General features: G+C 55.8%; 16 protein-coding genes. 1 reads left to right on the top strand and 15 read right to left on the bottom strand.

Annotated elements, in window-relative coordinates; genetic code table 11:
- Positions 1–3: 3 nt before the first annotated feature.
- From Q1K29_RS12970 to Q1K29_RS13040, 15 genes are all read right to left on the bottom strand, one after another.
- Positions 4–2,019, bottom strand: coding sequence for an acetoacetate--CoA ligase (locus Q1K29_RS12970; protein WP_300395473.1), 2,016 nt, complete (start codon positions 2,017–2,019; stop codon positions 4–6).
- Positions 2,012–3,409 (bottom strand): MFS transporter, encoded by a 1,398-nt coding sequence (locus Q1K29_RS12975; RefSeq protein WP_300395475.1) that lies wholly within the window; start codon positions 3,407–3,409, stop codon positions 2,012–2,014. The genes Q1K29_RS12970 and Q1K29_RS12975 overlap by 8 nt, the downstream gene beginning before the upstream one ends.
- Complete coding sequence (locus Q1K29_RS12980; protein WP_300395476.1) at positions 3,406–4,989, bottom strand: FAD-dependent monooxygenase; 1,584 nt, start codon at positions 4,987–4,989, stop codon at positions 3,406–3,408. Before Q1K29_RS12980 ends, Q1K29_RS12975 begins: the two co-directional genes overlap by 4 nt.
- Positions 4,982–5,608, bottom strand: coding sequence for a TetR/AcrR family transcriptional regulator (locus Q1K29_RS12985; protein WP_300395478.1), 627 nt, complete (start codon positions 5,606–5,608; stop codon positions 4,982–4,984). The genes Q1K29_RS12980 and Q1K29_RS12985 overlap by 8 nt, the downstream gene beginning before the upstream one ends.
- 70 nt (positions 5,609–5,678) lie before the next feature.
- A complete protein-coding gene (locus tag Q1K29_RS12990) occupies positions 5,679–6,236 on the bottom strand; it encodes a carboxymuconolactone decarboxylase family protein (protein WP_300395480.1) in 558 nt (185 codons plus the stop codon).
- Positions 6,224–8,017 carry an FAD-dependent monooxygenase gene (locus Q1K29_RS12995; RefSeq protein ID WP_300395483.1) on the bottom strand — a complete coding sequence of 598 codons (1,794 nt, stop codon included), beginning with the start codon at positions 8,015–8,017 and terminating at the stop codon, positions 6,224–6,226. The genes Q1K29_RS12990 and Q1K29_RS12995 overlap by 13 nt, the downstream gene beginning before the upstream one ends.
- Positions 8,010–8,852, bottom strand: a complete 843-nt coding sequence (locus Q1K29_RS13000; RefSeq protein WP_300395485.1) for a fumarylacetoacetate hydrolase family protein — start codon at positions 8,850–8,852, stop codon at positions 8,010–8,012. The genes Q1K29_RS12995 and Q1K29_RS13000 overlap by 8 nt, the downstream gene beginning before the upstream one ends.
- A complete protein-coding gene (locus Q1K29_RS13005) occupies positions 8,849–9,256 on the bottom strand; it encodes a hypothetical protein (protein WP_300395486.1) in 408 nt (135 codons plus the stop codon). The genes Q1K29_RS13000 and Q1K29_RS13005 overlap by 4 nt, the downstream gene beginning before the upstream one ends.
- 30 nt (positions 9,257–9,286) lie before the next feature.
- Positions 9,287–9,850: a VOC family protein gene (locus Q1K29_RS13010; protein WP_300395487.1), complete on the bottom strand. Its 564-nt coding sequence runs from the start codon at positions 9,848–9,850 to the stop codon at positions 9,287–9,289.
- A 69-nt stretch (positions 9,851–9,919) separates the two neighbouring features.
- Positions 9,920–12,337 (bottom strand): TonB-dependent receptor, encoded by a 2,418-nt coding sequence (locus tag Q1K29_RS13015; protein WP_300395488.1) that lies wholly within the window; start codon positions 12,335–12,337, stop codon positions 9,920–9,922.
- 941 nt (positions 12,338–13,278) lie between these two features.
- On the bottom strand, positions 13,279–14,208 hold the full coding sequence (locus tag Q1K29_RS13020; RefSeq protein ID WP_300395489.1) for an aminotransferase class IV: 930 nt from the start codon (positions 14,206–14,208) through the stop codon (positions 13,279–13,281).
- Positions 14,209–14,267: 59 nt separating this feature from the next.
- The gene (gene lpdA, locus Q1K29_RS13025) at positions 14,268–15,653 is read right to left on the bottom strand and encodes a dihydrolipoyl dehydrogenase (RefSeq protein ID WP_300395490.1); all 1,386 of its coding nucleotides are present in this window, start codon (positions 15,651–15,653) and stop codon (positions 14,268–14,270) included.
- The gene (locus tag Q1K29_RS13030) at positions 15,650–16,957 is read right to left on the bottom strand and encodes a dihydrolipoamide acetyltransferase family protein (protein ID WP_300395491.1); all 1,308 of its coding nucleotides are present in this window, start codon (positions 16,955–16,957) and stop codon (positions 15,650–15,652) included. The genes lpdA and Q1K29_RS13030 overlap by 4 nt, the downstream gene beginning before the upstream one ends.
- Before the next feature lie 4 nt (positions 16,958–16,961).
- Positions 16,962–17,975, bottom strand: coding sequence for an alpha-ketoacid dehydrogenase subunit beta (locus tag Q1K29_RS13035; RefSeq protein ID WP_300395492.1), 1,014 nt, complete (start codon positions 17,973–17,975; stop codon positions 16,962–16,964).
- Between the two features lie 5 nt (positions 17,976–17,980).
- Entirely contained in the window at positions 17,981–19,213 is a 1,233-nt protein-coding gene (locus Q1K29_RS13040; RefSeq protein WP_300395493.1) for a thiamine pyrophosphate-dependent enzyme, read from the bottom strand.
- A 164-nt stretch (positions 19,214–19,377) separates the two neighbouring features.
- Here Q1K29_RS13040 and Q1K29_RS13045 point away from each other — a divergent pair, with 164 nt between their 5' ends.
- The gene (locus Q1K29_RS13045) at positions 19,378–19,830 is read left to right on the top strand and encodes an Lrp/AsnC family transcriptional regulator (protein WP_300395494.1); all 453 of its coding nucleotides are present in this window, start codon (positions 19,378–19,380) and stop codon (positions 19,828–19,830) included.
- The last annotated feature ends 130 nt before the right edge of the window (positions 19,831–19,960 follow it).

A 19,960-nucleotide genomic window follows, 5' to 3' on the forward strand; every position in this document is an offset into this window, starting at 1 on the left:
TTCTCAGATGGGCTTCAGCGCTTCAATTTCTTGTGCAGCGAGGGTTTTGAACCAATCCAGGGAGCCTGGATTGGTCATTGAAGCGGGGCTGGCCACTGTGTCAGGGTCAGCACCAGAAAACAGTCGCTTTACCGGCACTTCCATTTTTTTTCCGGTTGTTGTGTAGGGAATTTCGGGCACGCGATGCACCGCGTCCGGGGCATGGCGAGGACTCGCTTCAGATCGCAGATGTCTGATGATCTCGCCGCGTAGCGTCTCATCGAGGTCGCGACCGACTGCAAGCTTTACAAAAAGCACCATCCAATCACGGCCTTCCCCAACCTCATAGCAAATGGCTAGACTGTCTTCGATGCCGGGTATACGATTGACAATATTATAGATTTCGGCCGTGCCAACGCGGACTCCATAGCGGTTGAGTGTAGCGTCCGACCTTCCATACACGTAAGCACCACCATGGCAGTTTATCTTCGCGATATCGCCGTGTCGCCATACTCCAGAAAAATGATTGAAATAGGCGTCCCGGTAACGCTGGTCGCCTCGGTCGTTCCAGAAAAACAGGGGCGCGGATGGAAATGCGTTCGTCACCACTAACTCGCCGACCCGATCAGTTACCGGTTCGCCCGACTCATTCCAGACTTGGACATTCAGACCAAGCGCTTTCCCTTGCATTTCGGCGGCTCGGACAGGTTTAATCGGTACTCCCGCGAACAGGGAACTACAGATTTCCGTCCCGCCTGATTGCGACGTCACCCAGAGATCGCGCGATACGTTGTCATAGATCCATTCAAACGTTTCAGGTGTCGAAGGCGCGCCACCAACCATGACGGTATCAATTGATGAAAGATCATAGTCCCTTTCCGGAACAATTCCGCCCTTTTTCATATTGCTAACGAGCGTCGGACTTACGCCAAAAAGAGTTGAATGGCTTTGTTCTGCAAGGCTCCAAAGTGTTCCCAGGCCATCGTGAACCGGACTTCCGTCATATAGAACAGCAGACGCACCCGTGATGAGCGCTGACACCACTGAATTCCACATCATCCAGCCCGTCGTAGTGTAAAAGAACATACGTTTTCCCGGACCCATATTGCAATGAAAGCTCATTACCTTGAGATGCTCGACGATCATGCCTGCATGACCGTGCACAATGGCTTTCGGCAGGCCTGTGGTCCCAGATGAAAATAGAATCCATAGAGGGTGGTCCGGCGGAACGCGCGTATACTTAAAATCCTCGCGGGCGATCGGTGTACCCGCTAGCAAACTCTCAAAAGATTGGGAAGGAACCGGCAAATCTTCCGCCTCTAGGCCGATGTACGAAAGCGTGATGGCGTGCTTGAGGTTCGGGAGTCGTTTAGCGATTTCCTTCGATTCGGAGCGGCGATCGAAAATCTTGCCATTGAAAGTGTAGCCGTCTGTAAAGAATGCCAGCTTAGGATTGATCTGCTCAAACCGGTCAAGAACGGCCTGTGTGCCAAACTCTGGTGCGGCCGAGGACCAGATAGCGCCGATCGCCGTCGTGGCCATCATGGCAATTACTGTTTCTGGCACATTTGGCATATAGGACACGACCCGGTCGCCTGGTCCTATACCGAGCTGCCGTAAGGCTGTTGCGGCTTTTCGCACAGCGGCGCCGAGCTGCTGCCAGCTCAATCGGTCAAGCGGTCGGATTTCGGTAGCGTGACACAAGGCGGTCTCATTCGCCTCGGCGACGACTTCATGGCGCAGAAGGTGTTCAGCATAGTTCGTAAGCGAGCCTTCGAACCATCGAGCCTTGAACATCTCGCCCGGCGTCACGACCCCGCAATATTTGCCCTCCGAGATGACGTCAAAATACTCCCAGATTGTCCGCCAGAACCTGTCCGCCTCTTCAACAGACCACACCCAAAGGTCCTCATACTCAGAAAACTCCAATCCATGTCTGGCCGCGAGCCAGTTCATGAATTTGGCTATTTGTGTTGACTGAGCGAACCCTTTTCGAGGCCGCCAGAGCTCGTCGCCTTCCTTCAGAACACTGTCAATCATCACCGATCCGTCCCGAATTCCCACTGAGCTCCCGGGTCATCAATTCTCGTCGTGTTTCGCCATAAGGCTTCATGCCAAGCCAGGCACATCCCAAGGCGATCAGCGAAACCGGCACGGTTGCAAGCACGAGCGAATATTTCAGCGCCGCATCATCGCCAAAGACCCAATCCGTAATTAGCGCGGTAGCCGTGGGACCAAGCCCATAACCTAACAGGGTGGCTATCATCATCGTTAACGTGACCGACTGGCCCCGCATTCGGTTCGGCACTATCTCCTGAAGCGTTGTTGGAAGCGTGCCGATCGCAATGATATGAATCAACATAACCATACCGAGGCAGAAGAAGCTCAGTATTTCATTGCCAACCAGTGGCCACGCAATGAGAAACGGAATAATCGCCATCTCAGCGTAAAGCAGCGGTCTCAATCGTGCGCTATTGTCGCCCCTTGCTGCCCAATAGTCGCTGATGAAACCGCTGAATGTGAACCCCATAACCGCGGTGCCGATGAAGATCAGCCCGAGGATAAGTCCCACTGTCGGTATATCCAGACCATATTCACGGCTGAAAAACGTCGGAATCCAAGGATATAAGGCATTTCCGACGAATTGGACCGCGATCTGAGCTGTCATAAGGCATGCAAATGTCTGTTTGTGATCGCTGAGATATTTGAGGAAGGCGGAATAGTCGAACAGGTGCCGCTTGGCGCCTTCACTTTTAACTTCATGCCTCGCTGGCTCTTTCACGAAAAACAGTAGCAGGGCCGTTAGGAAGCCCGGCGCCCCGACCAGTAAGAAAATCGCCTGCCAAGGTGCGAAATTCCCCACCAGTGGAATGCCGATTGTCGGCGCATTCGCAATTGCACCAACAACGAAGCCACCAATTAACAAAGATGAGCCCGATCCTACCGCTACGGCAATCATGTAGACATTTAGCGCACGCGCGCGCATTCGCGGCGCCACATAGTCTGCAATAAGGGAGTAAGCGGCTGGAGCCAGAACAGCTTCCCCGATACCTACCCCCATACGGCTAATCAGCAATTGCCAGTAATTCTGCGCAAAGCCGGAAGCCATCGTCATGGCTGACCAGACAATGAGCCCTATGAGTATGAGGTTTCGACGATTGGAATGGTCCACCAAGACGCCGAAGACGGGCCCCATGACAGCGTAGAAAACGGCAAATGCTGCACCCTGGAAGAAACTGATTTGCGTATCGCTGATCTCAAAAGCATTACGTATGGGCTCGACCAGCAAAGCCGGCAGTTGCCGGTCAAGCTGAGCCTGAAAAGTTATCACCATCAATACGGCGATAACAAATATGGCATAAGCGAGGGGAGGAAAGGGAGGCTCGTCTCTCAGTTCCGTTTGATCGGAGTCGGAAATTACGCCGCTCATGCGCCTGTCACCACGTCAAGCACGTAGGCGGGATGTTTCACTTCCTCGCCTCTCCACGCGACATGCCCATCCGGACGAACCAACACCAGCCGGGACTCGTAAAGGGCTGACATCCGCGGATCTCTAATATCGTGCATTTTCAGCGGGACGCCCTTCTTGGCGGCTTCCTGCAAAACGAGTTCATCTTGTTCGCTTTCTTTAAATCGAAGCAGCACATAGCCATCGCCGAAAAGATCAAGGCTCGATCGGCCGTCCTCAAGCCAGGCATGTGGTGCTCGACGGCCTGGACGTGCCGACGCTACATAGTCAGCCGGATCGTCGGGCAGCGGCGGAGTTCCATCCTCAATGCAAAGTGGAGAGCCGCTATAATCGTACCCCAATGCAACACCTGTAGATTCCCATTCAGCCCTCGTCGCTTTCACCAGTTCATGCCCGATCATACGACGCGCCGTCTCGCCCCGAGAAGAACCTTCGCAGACGAAAGCAAGCTCCTGTCCGGGATTCCAGGATTTGTAGTTGACCAGAGCCGCCGCCATATTGCGTGCGGCTATCGGTCGCCGCTCGACTTCATATGAATCGAGCAAATTCGTCCCGCCCCATCCCTTGATTGTGGCATCCAGTTTCCACGCAAGATCAACGCCGTCACCTATCCCGGTGTTGGCACCAAAGCCACCTGTGGGCACCATCAAATGAGCGGAATCGCCCGCGAGAAAAACATTGCCATGCCTATAGCTCTTCGCAAGCATTTGCGAACGACGCCAAGGCATAATCGACAAGACTTCAACCTCGCAATCGGCTTGACCGATTGCTTTTCGCACATGAACCATGGGATCTACGTCACCTTCCTGATCCTCGCGGACGATCAGGCGCCACAAGTCATGGCCGTTCATGGAAGTGATGGTCCCAAAAGGACCATCCGGGGTCATGATGATGAATCTTTCAGCAAGTTCGCCGCCACCGGCAGAGCGCAGATCGGCCTTGAACAGAATACTCAACGAGCGACCGAGGAATTCACCATCCATTTCAATTCCGAGTTTTTCCCGGATGGTGCTGCGCCCACCGTCGCAGGCCACGAGATATCTTGTGGAAACTTGGTAGGTCTTGTCGCTTTCGACTTCGCGCAAAGTGCAGATGACGCCTTCATCGCTCTGCTCGAAGTTGACCAACTCCGTGCAATATCGGAGCTCCGCTCCAGAACGTTGCGCTGCATTGGACAGAATAGGGTCGAACCACATTTGTCGACACCGCCACATCTTTTCGGGGCTCTTGTCGGAAAGAGGCGCCTCAGCGAGAGACGGGTAGCGCGCCGTAGCGAGTTCGAAACCGTCCACAGAGGTGCAGAACCTTTGATTCAGTGGAAAATCCGCATTAAAGCCACTCTCGCGGACTTCATCAGCGACACCCCATCGCCGACAGTGCTCCATCGTTCGCACCGACATGCCGCCCGCTCGAGGATGATCGACAGTTCCGTCAAAGCGATCAATCAGTAGGGATTTCGTACCGCGCCAAGCAAGATCCAAGGCGACGGATAATCCAACCGGGCCTCCACCGACAATCAAGATGTTCTCTTGCTCAATCATTCGTCAGATCTCCCGACATTGTGCTAGGGCCGGCGAGCATAGAAGCCGCCGCTGCCGTAAGCGTTTCGATGTACACTTCACGCGACCAGTTGGCGTCGTGGGTAAGGTCGTCCCATGCCCTGAAGGAAAACAACACTACGAGTAGAGACGCTGCCTGAGGCGTCTGCCAGCTGGCATGAACACGGCCCTCTGCACGTAACCGGTCGACAACCAGATTGGACAAGTCGTTAACGTTCTGCCGAAAGCGTTGGCGCCAAGCTTCTGCCGCAGCCTGATCTCTGTGCCGGGCCGACTCAACTGCCCGGACGACGGTCCTCAGCGCCCAGGCCCGCTCGAACCGCATTTCCGCCAGCCGGTGCAGGCGCTGATATCCATCGCTTTCACCAGATATGGCTTCGAGCCACCCGCCAAGCCCTGCCGTTTCGTCGATATGGTCGGCTAGGGCCGCAATCATGTCGGCTCGGTCGGAAAAGTGCAGGTACAGGGTTTGACGTGAAACCCCTGCAAACTCAGCGACGGCTTTCATAGTGGCCGCTTCTTCACCATCTGTGTCTACAATCTCGCGAGCAGCCTGGAGAATGCGTGTGTGGGTAGCGGCGCGCTGTTCCTCGTTCGACATGGGGAGCGAGGTTCGGCTTGCCCGGCTGCTCTTCTGTCGTTGGTCTTTCCCGGAAGCCGGAAGCTTAAGTTCATGAATATTTTTCGAGGAAGGGGACATCTTCATACTCACATTCTGGTTGAAGGGCCGCGGCGGAAACCAATTTGGCCACGCAAATGTAAAAGCAGGTCGTCATCATCAGCTGTACGATGGCCTCCTCGGAAAAGTATTTTTCCAGAGCGGCAAAGCTGCTATCCTTGACATCTCCTTTACAGATCTCATCATTTACGGTCAGCGCAGCGCATTCGGCAGGCGAGAAAAGTGCGCTGTCGCACCAGCGATCCAGAGCTTCAAGCTTGGCAGCAGCTACCCCGTTCTTCAGAGCAAGCCCCCAGTGATGGGCCCATTCATACGAGCAACCCGATAGCTGCGCGGTCCGCATGATAAGCAGCTCGCGCATACCCCGATCGGCATGTGGTGTACTGCGCAAAGGCCAAGACAGATCCGTCCAAGCGCGCAGAAGCGGAGGCGAAACAGCAAGTATACGGTAAAGCGCTGGCGGCTCAGATCCCATCGCCCGCAATTCCTCAAACAAGGCCGAGCTGCTGGGTTCAAGTTCGTGGTCTTCCAGTTGTCTCAGACGGGGCATTGGACCCCCTTTCCAAGAACAATCTCCAATACTGATCCAAGCGCAGCGACCGGATCAGCTGGACAGTTTCGAGCACGAAACGCCACATGCCCATCGGGGCGAACGAGAAGCGCACCATCTGCTTCAATTTCCCGTACAGCACTCCATGCCCCGGATGGGTCAGAAACATCGCCACCCTCGCCAACGCGAACCGATTGGATCGTCAGACCAGTTTCAGCGGCGAGCCTATCTGCTGCATAACACCAGCTCCCTCCTTCTGCTCCCGTTATTAGAAGAAAGCCTCCTAGCGGAATAAGGTCATGGGTTGAAACAGCCTCGCCATCCTGAACCAGCCACGCATGTGGAAGACGGCATCCCGGCCGGCTTGACGGCCGGTAGTCAGACCCCATCGGATCGCGCCAAGCGGTTGGGGACCCATCATCAACGAGCGCACCGCGATTGTAGCAGAAACCCATCTCCATATCGTGCGCCGCGTATTCGACGCGTTGCACCCCCAGAATCTCCTCAAGCTGAGCACGCCGGGATGCCCCAATCTTGGTATCGCTCATCATTGCCGCAAAGCGCTCACACGTCTTGGTGGCATCTTCACCGGGAACAACACCGAGAGCAGCAAGCATGACGAACGCATTGGTCATGGCATTCATCGACCAAGCGATATTTTCTTCGATGACCGGGCGGCGCTCCGCTTCATAAGATTTCATCAGATCGGCGGCTGCCATTCCACGTAGCACAAGCGCAAGCTTCCAACATAGATTGTGAGCGTCCTGAAACCCTGAATTCGCGCCTAGTCCAGCGCCAGGCGGATGCCGGTGAGCCGCATCGCCTATCAGGAAGACTCTACCTTGGGAAAATCGTTCGGCGATCACAGTCTCGAGCGACCAACGACTTACTCCCTTAACGTTCACCGGAACATCGATCTTCAAGATATCCAATCCTTGACGGATCAGTTCCTCATCGCTGGCGTCGACCGAACTGTCGCTTGAAAGCATGCGAGGCCCTCGTGTGAAGCTGGACGCCCATTCTTCACTGTGCCGGTCAAACTTGGTTGGCCCAAAAGCCAACAAGGATGCGATCCGATGCGGCTCTTCGGGGTGGAAGATACGCCGCATGGGGATATCATCTTCATCGAGGTACCTGCTCAGGTCAGCCTGAAACCAGATTGTAAAGAAATCTCCAAGCCCTTGCTCGCCGAGCATCTCGACACCCAATGCCTGACCGATTGTCTTACCGCCATCTGCAGAGATGAGGTATTTCGTCTCGACCTGAAATAATTCATCGCTCTCAAGATCTTTGATTGTAGCTAGAACCGCCTCTCTATTCTGTTCCAGCTCAACAAGCGCATGCCTGAATTTAATGCATCCCGGCCGCCGTGTTTCGGCCACATGCCGCAAGACTGGTTCCAATCGAATTTGTGGGATATTTGTGGGCGGCGTGACGCCCTTGGAATCGTATACTGCGCGGAGCGATCCTCCACCCATAATCGGTGGGGCGGCAATCTTGATCCGGTCCAATGGACCGTCGCCACCAAGCGATGTCATCCACCGAATACGTCCAAGGTTTTCGCGCGGTGCCGCGTGCGAATAAATATCTTCAGCGGCATCGTGGTGGCGAAAAATCTCCATGGTCCGCTGATTCAAGTAGTGGGCCTTCGGCAAATGCGAGGTAGACGGATGGCGCTCGATCGTCAGGGTGTCGATACCCAGATCACAAAGGAAAATGGTTGCAGCCAGTCCACTCGCCCCTGCCCCCACAATCAAAACATCTGTAGAAATCTTATGCATCTTCGCCGCCTCCTTTCGGGGCTGTGATACGGTTTCGAAGACACCCGATAGACTCGATCTGGCACTCCACGACGTCGCCGGACTGCAGGAAAACGCCGCTCTCTAATGCCACGCCGGCCGGTGTTCCGGTGAAAACAAGATCCCCCGGCTTGAGGCTGGAACGCGCCTGGACGTAAGCGAGCAGTTCCGAGACACTCCACTCCATGCTACCTGTTCGATCCGATTGGCGAATTTGACCATTAACCCGAAGCTCCATTGCGAGATCCGGCGCCGTGCCGATTTCATCGACTGTGACAATCCACGGGCCGATTCCGCACGTTCCATCGAGAGATTTACTGGAATAAAGGTCGACGCCTCGGGGCCCATGCTGTAGGTCGCGAGCACTCGCATCATTGCCGATCGTATAACCGATTATAGAGTCGGCAGGGCACGCGCCCGGCTTTGGCGCATCGCCCATGACTGCGACAAGTTCGATTTCGTAATCGAGCTTCTGAGTCAGAACAGGCATCACCAGATCAGCATCATGTGGAATCACTGCCGATTGCGCCTTTAAGAAGGCGACCGGGCTATCCGGCATCTCACGACCGAATGCTTCAACGTGGGAACGGTAGTTTAGACCGACGCACACAATCTTGGCGCAGGGATTAACAGGAGCGAGCAGGGTGACGCCAGCCAGTGGTTTCGGTGCCGACAGCGCGAGCGTTCTGACTCCCTTCCCCTTAATCGCCGCAAATATGTCTTCCAATTCGCAATTCAGAAGAGCCGCCGTTTGGGCATCCTCATCGATGCGCGCCCAACCGGTCTTTCCATCCGCATGGATACGAGCTATTTTCATGAAATGCAGGCCTCTCGCAGATGTGCTTCCGCTTGCTCAGCGTCCTCTGCTCCGACATTACTTCTTCCAGCGCTATCCCGGATCGACGCACGCACTTCTTCTCCCAGGACTTGATCGCGGGGAATCAGCAGAAAATGACAATGAAGCGTGTTTTCACCAAGTCCCAGCACGTAGACGCGATCGCAGCCTGTTACCTCACGTACGGCATTACTCATTCGCCGCACCGCAGGCCCGAAAGCGGTCGCCTCATCATCCGTCATTTCCCACGTCCAATTGAAGTGCCGACGAGCGGCCATCATGACCCAGCCCGGCTGCCCTGTGACTGGCATACCAATCCAGTTTTCGCCGTCGAAAACCAGGCGCGACCCAACCGCCAGCTTCATCTCGCAGATACTACAAGCCATTTGACGTTTCCAATTCTAGAAGGAGAGCTGTCATGACTGTTGAGACGTCATAAATTCGGCCAACCACTGATCAGCACGCTTCTGATCATAACGGAGGATCTCGCTCTCCGGCACGCCGGCATCCAACTGTCTGCCGATCTCATCTGGATCGACAAAATAGCCGAACAGGTTTTTCTGGAACGCGTCCGACTGTATAAAATCTTGAGTTTCTCTTGATGTTGCGAAACGATCCACAAAAAACTCGATGCCGTTACCATCGGGATCTTCATAATAAAAAGACAAGGTGGGTCCGTGGTTCACGCACTCAACTGGTGTGTTGCCCAAATCCTTCATGTGCCGGTACTGGGCGACCAGTTTCTCAAGCGAATCATAAGCGTAGGCGAGATGCTTCAGCGGTGAAGGAGCAGCTTTTCCGGCCGGCAATGGTCGCTCAACAAAAGCGAAACGATGATGCTCCTCATCATAGGTCGCGATGGCTGCCCGCATGTTTTCAGCGATGACATCAAGATCAAATGCCGCTCTATACCACTCAAGCGTTTTTGCTAGATTGGGCGTAAACAGGACGGCATGCGAGAATCGGTCAGGACGGGGCATAAAATTTCCTTTCACACATTCGGAGATTGGGGCTTGACGGGATCAGGTCCACCACAGAGGTAGCCTTACTCAATATGCCTCCCCCCCGAACGGAACAGTCAGCTCAATCCCCCAGGTCCGCGGGGCACCGATACCCACAGCAAAACTTCCAAGCGCGGCAAGTCCCGTAAATGCGCTCGGATAGTACAGCTCGTCGGTCGCATTGTTGACGAACAGGCCCAGATCGAATCCTCGCGAAGCGACATTTTTCCAGTTGAGGCGCGCGTTTACCAAAGTGTACCCGTCAAGAACCCCCTCGCTATTGTAGCAATTACGGTAAAAATCGTTGGGAGGCGGGGCCCCGGTTGAACAGTTCGATGTATTGATCTCAAATTGCGTCGTATATTCAGATCGGTAAGAAGCATTCGCCTGTAGGGACATCTCTCCAAGTGATCTTGTAAGCGGCAGCTCGTAGATAACCGCAGCGTTCAGCTGGTGCTCGGAGACATCATTGAACTGGCTGTCAGAAATATCGACCAAGTACTCCACGCCATCAAATTGCAGCGCTTCAATAAATTCGTCATATTCCGGCTTAACTAGAGCATAGCCAAAATTGAACGTAAGCTCGTCTGTCGGCCGTAGGACTAATTCTACTTCACCGCCGGAAATGTGCGCATTGGCCGCGTTGGTCACGAAGTTGAACAGCACACCGTCCCGTATGGCATTGCTGCGGCGCTGAATATCACGATAATCGGAATAGTAGGCAGCTAGATTGAAGCTTCCATACATGCCGGCGAATTCGAATGAATTCTTTGAACCGACTTCATAGGTGTCGACGAACTCAGGCTCATAGGCAACACCTGCTATCCGGATGTCGCGAGCCGACGACGAAAAGCCACCTGTCCTGTAACCTCTTCGATAAGATGCATACAACAGATTGTCCGAGGTAGCCTGCCAGTTGGCACTCAGCTCCCAAGTCGGCTCAGTAAATTCTTCCGATACGGGTATATTACAAAGAGAACGGTCGTTTCGCGGTATCGAAGTGCCGTCCAAACTGCATAGGTAATCGCTGGAGCCGACAGCCGCCTGGACCCGACTTCTATAGATCATTTCCCGCTTATCTCGGGATATTCGCGCGCCAAGCGACACCGAAAGACCATCCAGCAATTCAGCCAGGCCGACATTCAGATGCGCATATGCAGAATAGCTGGTATTGTTCGCGTCAATGTCGTTAATCACCTGACGCGGAGAACCAAAAGTATAGGCTTCTATAGCTTCGGTTCCCTCGGACTTAAAGTAGTATAATCCGGCCACATAGTCATACCGGCCAGTAAGCCCTGACAGCTGAAACTCCTCGCTGAATTCCTGAATACTGTCTGAAACCATAGAGTTTTGTGTCGCAACCAGACTGCCGTCTGCATCACTTATGCTTGTGTCCGTGATATCGCGGTAACTAATAATATTTTTGATCGTAATGTCGCCAATTTCATAGGCGGTAGTATTCTGAATGCTGTAGACTTCGCTGAAAGCAGCATTGGCACCGAGAGGGTTGCCCGTACCAAGATCACTAGCGAACTCATAATCGCCCAGCGAGCGAGAGAAATCGAGCGCCTCATCCAGCCCGGGAACAGCATTGGCCGTGGTACGGAACAGCTTCACGCCCTCCCCATTCGTGTCACTTTTCGAGTAGGTGCCAATCGTCGTGGTCGCGAGATCGGACGAAATTTCCCACCGCCCGATCGCGCGCAGCGCGTAGCGATTGATATCGTTTACTTCCTGCCCGGTCGCAACATTGGTTAAATATCCGTCGCGCTCCGAGTAGATGCCTGACAGACGGAACCCTGCGGAGTCTCCCAGAGGAGCATTAATACCACCCTCCAGCTCCGTATGCTCATAGTTGCCCTTGGCACCCCGGATATATCCTCCGAACTCCTCACCCGGCATGTTCGGTTCGATAAGAACCGCTCCGCCTGTTGCATTGCGGCCAAAAAGCGTCCCCTGAGGCCCTCGAAGAACCTGCACATTGTTGAGGTCGAAAAAGGCTTGATTCAGCCCCTGGGGAGCATTTTGGGGCGCTTCTGCGAAGTAGACACCAATTGACTGGTCCGAGGCGATTGCCGGGTCGCCATTTCTCTGACCGCGAATACCGATAACCAGCTGGTTAAAGCCCCGTGTGCTGCCAGGACCCGTTACGAGCCCAGGTGCAATTTTCACCAGATCCTGCGGATTGTCGATACCAAAATCGTTCAATGCTTCCCCGCCTATGGCTGTCACAGAAACCGGGATATCCTGTATATTTTCAGACTTACGCCGTGCATTTACAATTACGACGCCCAGCTTGTTCTCGGCGTCCCACGCCTCTGGGTTAGAAGCCTGTTCAGATTGGGAGTCCTCATTCAGGGCGCTCCCTTGCGCAGCAGCATAGGCCGAGCTCATGGCCATCAAAGCCAAACAACTTGCTGCTGCAGAATTGTTCCATCGCGCACGAAAGCAATGCCTGTTGATCATTATAACTTCCTCCCTGACGAGCTCATCTTTGCGACGCGTCAATGCGTCTTGCGAACTTAGGGCGACACTACAAGAAGATTTACACCTGTCAATCATCAGGCACATAAAGTTAAATAAAATTTTGTACTGTTCTGTTTTCGAAGGTCTTTTCAGTTGGACATGCGTCTATTTTACTGCGGGTTCGTGCGAACCGCTCAGGTCCACAAGAAAAATTGTGAAAGATAATGATCATTGAGATGCGATCATGTGGCCGGCCATTTTGCGCAGCTTAGACGGGCACCTGCCTAATGATGTCTGCTACCCGGTTACCTTCAGACTATCGGACTTGATGATTAGACATCACCCAAGATTCTCCCAATTGGACCCCTTGCTGAATCGCCATCATTTGCATTTGCAATGACAGGCTGAATTGAACAGGCCTGACAGTCGGCGGTTCGTACGTAGTCGCAACTGGCCGGCGTTTCGAGCCGTGCGGGTTCGCTTTGTTCAATTTTAAGTTGTATCAATTAACACGAAGGCTGGATCTAGTTTCCGTATACGCGGCATGTCTTCTCACCATGGTAGACGTTTCCGCAAGTATTCGTGGACCAGATGCTATTTCAGAATATCCGTATACGGTGTCACCCAAGGATTTATGACTTGATGCCCCCCACCTTGCTCAACCGAATCACTCAATCTCGCATTCACGCCCTGCGCGAAAGTGATTGCTTATGGCCAATAGCCGTCACTGTGTTCGCTCCCGCGCCGAATCCCGGCGTCCTGAATATCGATGGCCGCATGTTCGACATGCCGCATTACAACCTGGCGTTGTGCGTCCTCGCGAACTTGGATAATATTTCGCCCTCATCGGATTTGTGAGATATCAAGATTTATGCGGCTGAAAAGGCGCTGACGCCTCTAGGCAGGGAGCGGGGAGTACTCTCTTGTTCGTTCCAGCCCACTCACAGCCAGGCTTTCTGCCTGAGCGGCCGATTTTTGGACGTGTGCTGCAGCTGCGCTGGCGCGCCGGCCTGTACCAGGCGCTTATAGCTGTCGCGCAGCAGGGCCGTCATCTTTACTGTGGGGAACTTGTAATCACCAATAGCCTCCACAGGCGCCACTTCGATTGCAGTCCCGGTCAGGAAGACTTCACTGGCATAGCCCAACGTGCCAGGCAGGATATGGCGTTCGTAAACTTCGATACCTTCCCGCCGCGCGATGTCGATAAGCGTCTGGCGCGTGATTCCATCGATGAAATTCTCGGCTTTGGGCGTGTGCAGGGTCCCTGCACAAACAAAGAAAATATTTGCACGGGTCGTCTGCGTCACGAGCCCCCGATGGTCGAGCAGCAGTGCGTCATCGAACCCACTCGCGCGGGCTTCCAGTCTGGGGATGGCATAATGATCCAGCAGGTCTGAGCACTTGACGTCTCCCCGCACGGATCGTGGCATCAACGTATGCCAGGACGCGAGGCTCAGTCGCGCGGCCGACGGGGACGGCTCTGCCATAAAAGACTGAGGCCAGCTCCAGGCCGTAATCGCCAGGCGCACGGATAAATCCACGCAATTGGAAACAACTGGCGACGTCCCTTTCCAGACCACAGGCAGCAAATAGGCATTGCGCATGCCCGGCATCGCAACCACTTCCTCACAAGCGCCCTGAATATCCTGGGCCGAATAAAGGCAGGCGAGCCTCAGGCTTCGCGCGCTGGCAAGCAGGCGGGCGATATGTGCTTCAGGTTTAAACAGACTGCCTTCATAGGCCCGCAAACCTTCGAACACATGATTGCTGCGGTCTATTCCAAGCTTGTAGGCATCAGACAGCGCTCGGTTATCGAACAGGCTGTGCCCATCCGCCCAGAGTATTCTGCCAGCTCCCAAACGCTTAAGCATCGGAATGCTCCCGCCAAGCTCCGAGCGGGATGGCGTCGATGCGCACAGCAGATTGTGTGTCAGATATGGATGGCATGTCCGAGGGCTTTCAACGCGGCTTCGTGGAATGCTTCACCAAGTGTCGGATGCGCATGAATAATACCGGCGACATCTTCCAGAACGGCTCCCATTTCGATGGCATGGGTAAAGACGACCGACAGTTCGGAGACATGTGACCCGACAGCCTGGACGCCCAGGATGCGATGAGATGCCTTGCTCGCGATCACGCGCACGAACCCCTGTTCCTCGCCGGCAGCCATGGTCAGGGCACGTCCATTCGCGAAGAAGGGGAAGACGCCGTGAATTGTGTCCGGTTCTTCGGGCCCGGCGCCTACCGTGACAATTTCAGGATCGGTGAAACATACGGCCGGGATGGCACCAAAATCGAACCGGCGCCTGCGGCCCGCAATGATCTCCGCCACCATCTCGCCCTGAGTCGCCGCCTTGTGCTCGAGCATAGGTTCGCCGACAAGATCGCCGATGGCCCAGACATTGCGGCTCGAGGTCGCGCACTGATCATCGATGTCGACAAACCGGCCATTCGTCTTGATTGCTATATTCTCCAGGCCCCAGTCTTGCGTATTGGGGCGGCGTCCGACCGTGACGAGAATCTTGTCGGCTGGGAGCGTCCTCTTTCGTCCGCCATCCGGTTTGACCATCAGGCCTTTCGCGTTCTCTTCAACAGCTTCACTATTGAACAGAAATGTCACCCCCAAAGCCTCCATGGCTTTTTGAACGGGCGCCACAAGCTTGGCGTCATAGGACGGCAGGATCCGGTCAGCCATCTCGACCACGGTGACTTTGGACCCAAGCTTTGCAAACGCGCCGCCGAGTTCGAGGCCGATATAACCCGCGCCGACTATGACAAGGCTCTCAGGGACGGACGAAAGGCAGAGCGCCTCTGTCGAGGAGATCACTTTGTCGCCCGGCCCCAGAGCGGGCAGATTGATTGGTGATGAGCCAGTCGCAAGGATGACATGTTCGGGCCGGATCGTAACCAGGCCGTCCTCGGTCCTGACCTCACATGTCTTGGCATCCGAGAATGTGCCCCAACCGGATATAACCTTCACCTTGGCGCGCGCGAGTAGACCTGCAACCCCCTGATTGAGCCGGTCGACAATGCCGTCTTTCCAGCGCACCGTCTCGGCAAGATCTATCCGGGGCGCAGAGGCCAGCGAGACGCCGTGTACAGGCGCTGACGCCGCTTTCGTCATTTCCTCATACTGGCCTGCCACATGGATGATGGCCTTGGACGGGATACAGCCCCGGATGAGGCATGTCCCGCCGAGCCGGCCCGCTTCAACCAACACGGTATCAAGGCCGAGCTGTCCGCAACGGATCGCCGCCACATAGCCGCCGGGGCCACCGCCAAGGATCAGGACTTTCGGGGTAAGTATTTCGCTCATCGCGGCATCTCCACAAATAGACGGGCAGGTTGCTCGATCAGCATTTTCAGTTGGCCGACAAACCGCGCGGCATCATGCCCGTCGACGATGCGATGATCGAAGGAGGTCGACAGGTTCATCATGGTCCGGATCACGATCTGGCCGTTCTGTACGATCGGGCGCTCGACGATCTTGTTGGGACCGATGATGGCAACTTCCGGTGAGTTGATCACAGGCGTTGCCGCAATGCCCCCTAGCGCGCCGAGACTTGTGAGTGTGATCGTGGAACCAGTCAGCTCATCGCGTGCGGCCGCGCCGCTGCGCGCAGCGGCCGTGACCCGGACCATTTCGCGGGCACAGGCCCAGAGGTCGCGCGCCTCGGCATGACGCACGACCGGCACCATCAGGCCTTGCGGCGTCTGGGTGGCAATACCGATATGCACGCCGTCATGCGCATGCAGTACATTCGCCTCATCATCATAGCGGGCATTGATGTTCGGGAATTCCGGTTGCAGCAGGACAAGGGCGCGCATGAAGAAAGGCAGCAAGGTCAGCTTGGGCTGATCGTCACTCGCGCGTTCCTGGTTGAGTTCCTTGCGCAAACCTTCAAGCGCGGTGACGTCGAATTCCTCGATATAGGAAAAGTGCGGAATACGCGATTTGGCATCCTGCATCCGCTGGGCGATCACGCGCCGCAAGCCAACAATCTTGGTCTCATGAACACCCTCGCGCGGCATCAGCCCTTGTGCCGGGCCTGCCTCGCCTACGCCATGCGCCATGTAGGCATCAAGGTCAGACGGAATAATCCGCCCGCCCGGACCGGTTCCCGGCACGAACTGCAAGGGGACACCATGCTCGAAGGCGCGCCGGCGGGTTGCCGGGGCGGCCAATGGCGCATCGCCCGCTCCCCGGCTCGCAAAGGCTGATATGGATACGGCCGGTGCAGGCGCGCTCACCGCCTGCCTCGTAGGTGCGACCGGTCCGGTCAGGACGACGGGACTCTCAACCGACGGCTCAGCGGCATCCTTAGCCGTTGAGATTGGCGCCGCCTCCTCCTGCCGGGCAGCATGTTGAACGGCACCCTCTGTGGCGATCTCGACAAGGACGGATCCTACCGCGGCGAAATCACCCACCGCGCCATGGATCGCCATGACTTTACCGGCCACCGGCGAGGGCATTTCGACCGTGGCCTTGTCGGTCATCACGTCGAGCAGCGTCTGCTCCTCTTCAACCTGATCGCCAACGGCGACGTGCCAGGCGACGATCTCCGCTTCGGTGACCCCTTCCCCGACGTCGGGCAATTTTACGTAATAAGCTTCAGGCACAGACCTATACCTCCATCACATGGGCGAGCGCTTTGGCAACACGGTCAGGTCCCGGGAAATAGTCCCACTCGAAGGCATGCGGGTAGGGCGTGTCCCAGCCAGCCACCCGCTGAGTTGGCGCCTTCAGATGATAGAAGCACCGCTCCGTCACAAGGGCGGAGAGTTCCCCGCCGAAGCCGCCAAAGCGCGAGGCCTCATGAACGATGACGCACCGGCCCGTCTTTTTCACAGAGGCTACAATGGCGTCTACATCGAGCGGCACGATCGATCTCAAATCGATAAGTTCGGCATCGACACCCGCGTCGGCAATCCCCGCAAGGGCAACATGCACCATGGTGCCATAGGCCAGGACCGTTACATCCGCGCCTTCGCGCACGATCGCGGCCTTGCCCAGGGCAATAGAATAATGATCTTCGGGAACCTGCGCAGCCGGATGCTGGGCCCAGGAGGTAAGCGCCTGCCCGTGGCGCCCGTCAAACGGCCCGTTATAGATGCGCTTTGGTTCCAGGAAGATGACCGGGTCGTCGCATTCGATCGCAGCGATCAGTAAGCCTTTCGCATCATAGGGCGTCGACGGAATGACAGTCTTGAGCCCGGTAATGTGCGCAAAGATCGCCTCGGGCGACTGGCTATGTGTCTGGCCCCCGAATATGCCCCCGCCATAGGGCGAGCGGACCGTGATCGGCGCGGTAAACTCTCCATTCGACCGGTAGCGCAGGCGCGCCGCTTCGGACACGAGCTGGTCATAGGCGGGGAGGATGTAATCGGCGAACTGTATCTCGACAACCGGACGCAGCCCTTCGGCGCCCATGCCAATCGCCGTCGCCACGATTCCACCTTCGGCAATGGGCGCGTCAAAGCACCGGTCCAGACCATGCTTTTCCTGAAGCTTGTCAGTGACCCGGAAGACGCCGCCAAAATAGCCGACATCTTCCCCAAAGATGAGAACATCCGGATCGCGCGCCAGCATCGTGTCGAGCGCGCTGTTGAGCGCCTGGATCATGTTCATCACAGCCATTTCGATCAGATCCCCACTTCGCCGCGCTGCTCAAGGACACGCCAGTCAGGCTCCTTGAAAACTCCCTCGAACATTTCCTTCACGCTGGGTTTGGACTGGCCGAGCGTACCGACCGCCTCTCCCTGCTTGACTGCGGCACGGACCGCCTCGGCAACGCTTTCTTCAAGCGCAGCATGGCGGCTGTCATCCCACTCGCCCAAGGCGATTAGATGCTGCTTAAGGCGCTCAACAGGGTCCCCCAGCGGCCATTTGGACGCCTCATCTGATGGTCGGTATTTGCCTGGATCATCGCTGGTGGAATGACCCTCGGCGCGGTAGGTGAAAAACTCGATCAATGTTGCGCCGAGTCCCGACCGCGCGCGCGCTGCGGCCCATTGCGTCGCGGCCCAGACCGCCAGCACGTCGTTGCCGTCAACGCGCAGGCCGGGGATGCCATAGGCGATCGCCTTGGCCGCAAAAGTCGTTTCCTGCGCGCCGGCAATGCCAGAAAATGTCGAGATGGCCCATTGATTGTTCGTGACGCAGAGCACGACGGGTGCGCGATAGACGCTGGCGAACGTCAGCGCCTCATGAAAATCGCCCTCAGCTGTGGTGCCCTCGCCGATATACCCGATCGCGATATCATCGATTCCGCGATAGGCCTTCGCCATGGCCCAGCCCACCGCGTGTCCGAACCGGCTGCCGACATTCCCGGACAGGGAATAGAATCCATAATCCCTCGCCGAATACAGGATGGGAAGCTGCCGGCCCTTCAAGGGATCCTGCGCGTTGCTGAAGATCTGGTTCACCAGGTCCTCGAGCGGATAATCCCGGGCCATCAGCCAGCTGACCAGCCGATAGGTCGGAAAGCACATGTCGCCCTGCCTAAGCGCGAGGGACGGGACTGCACCCAAGGCTTCTTCGCCCCGGCTCTTCATATAGAAGCTCGTCTTGCCTTGCCGTTGTATTTTGAACATGCGCTCATCGAACGCACGCGTCAGGACCATTGCCTTCAAGGCGCGGATGAGGTCTCCATCCGCCAGGTCAGGCAGCCACCCGCCGACAACATTACCAGCATCGTCGAGCGTCCGGATGAGCAGGAAGGGGAGATCACGCAGGCAAGGCTCAGGCGCGTCGATGTCGGGGCGCGCAACGGCGCCCGCAGGCGACAAAGCGAGATCCCCGAATTCCACCGGATCGCCCGGACGCGACGATGGCTCCGGAACCCTCAGGCGTCCCGATCTGCGGTCATTGGTCAAAGGACACCTCCATTCACTCAAGCAAAGCGTATGGGCCGCATTATGCAGATATCGGGAGAAATGTTGTTTCTCAATTGGCTTGATTTGCGCTATTATGATTGACGATGTTTCCCAAATCACTCATTCAAGTTTATGCATAAGATGGATTACGGAATATCTTGGACATGGACGCGACTGACAAGAAATTATTGAGAACCCATCAGTCCCACCCCAGCATGTCTATGTCAGAGCTTGGGGAGGCAATCGGCCTCTCCCATTCAGCGTGCTGGAAACGCCTCAAACGGATGGAAAAGGACGGCTATATCGATGGGCCTGCGATCCTCCTGAACCAAAATGCGCTCGGCTTGACCGTGACCGTTATTGTCCAGGTGAAACTTGAAAAAAATGCCACGAAGCAGCTCGATGAATTCGAGCGTGCCATTCACGACCACCCAGCAATCCTTGCATGCTTTTCCATGAGTGGAGCTAGCGACTATATGCTGCGAGTCGTGGCCACGAGCATTGAAGATTACGAGGTCTTTCTCAAAGAAAAACTAGCCAATCTTCCACACGTGTCATCACTGAACTCAAGCTTTGCTCTGAAAACAATCAAGAGCACAACTATGTTGCCCGTCTAGACTCACTGCCCATTTGGGGTCGCTGGCTTCGGGTGCTCTGAGACCCTCAGGAAAGCACAATTCAGCGATCCCCTTTGACCCAACCCCGTGATCCGGGCCGTTCATTCGGAGAGTCTGTTCGCCTTTCTTT

The organism is Henriciella sp. (assembly GCF_029937755.1).
In the GTDB taxonomy this organism is placed as follows: domain Bacteria; phylum Pseudomonadota; class Alphaproteobacteria; order Caulobacterales; family Hyphomonadaceae; genus Henriciella.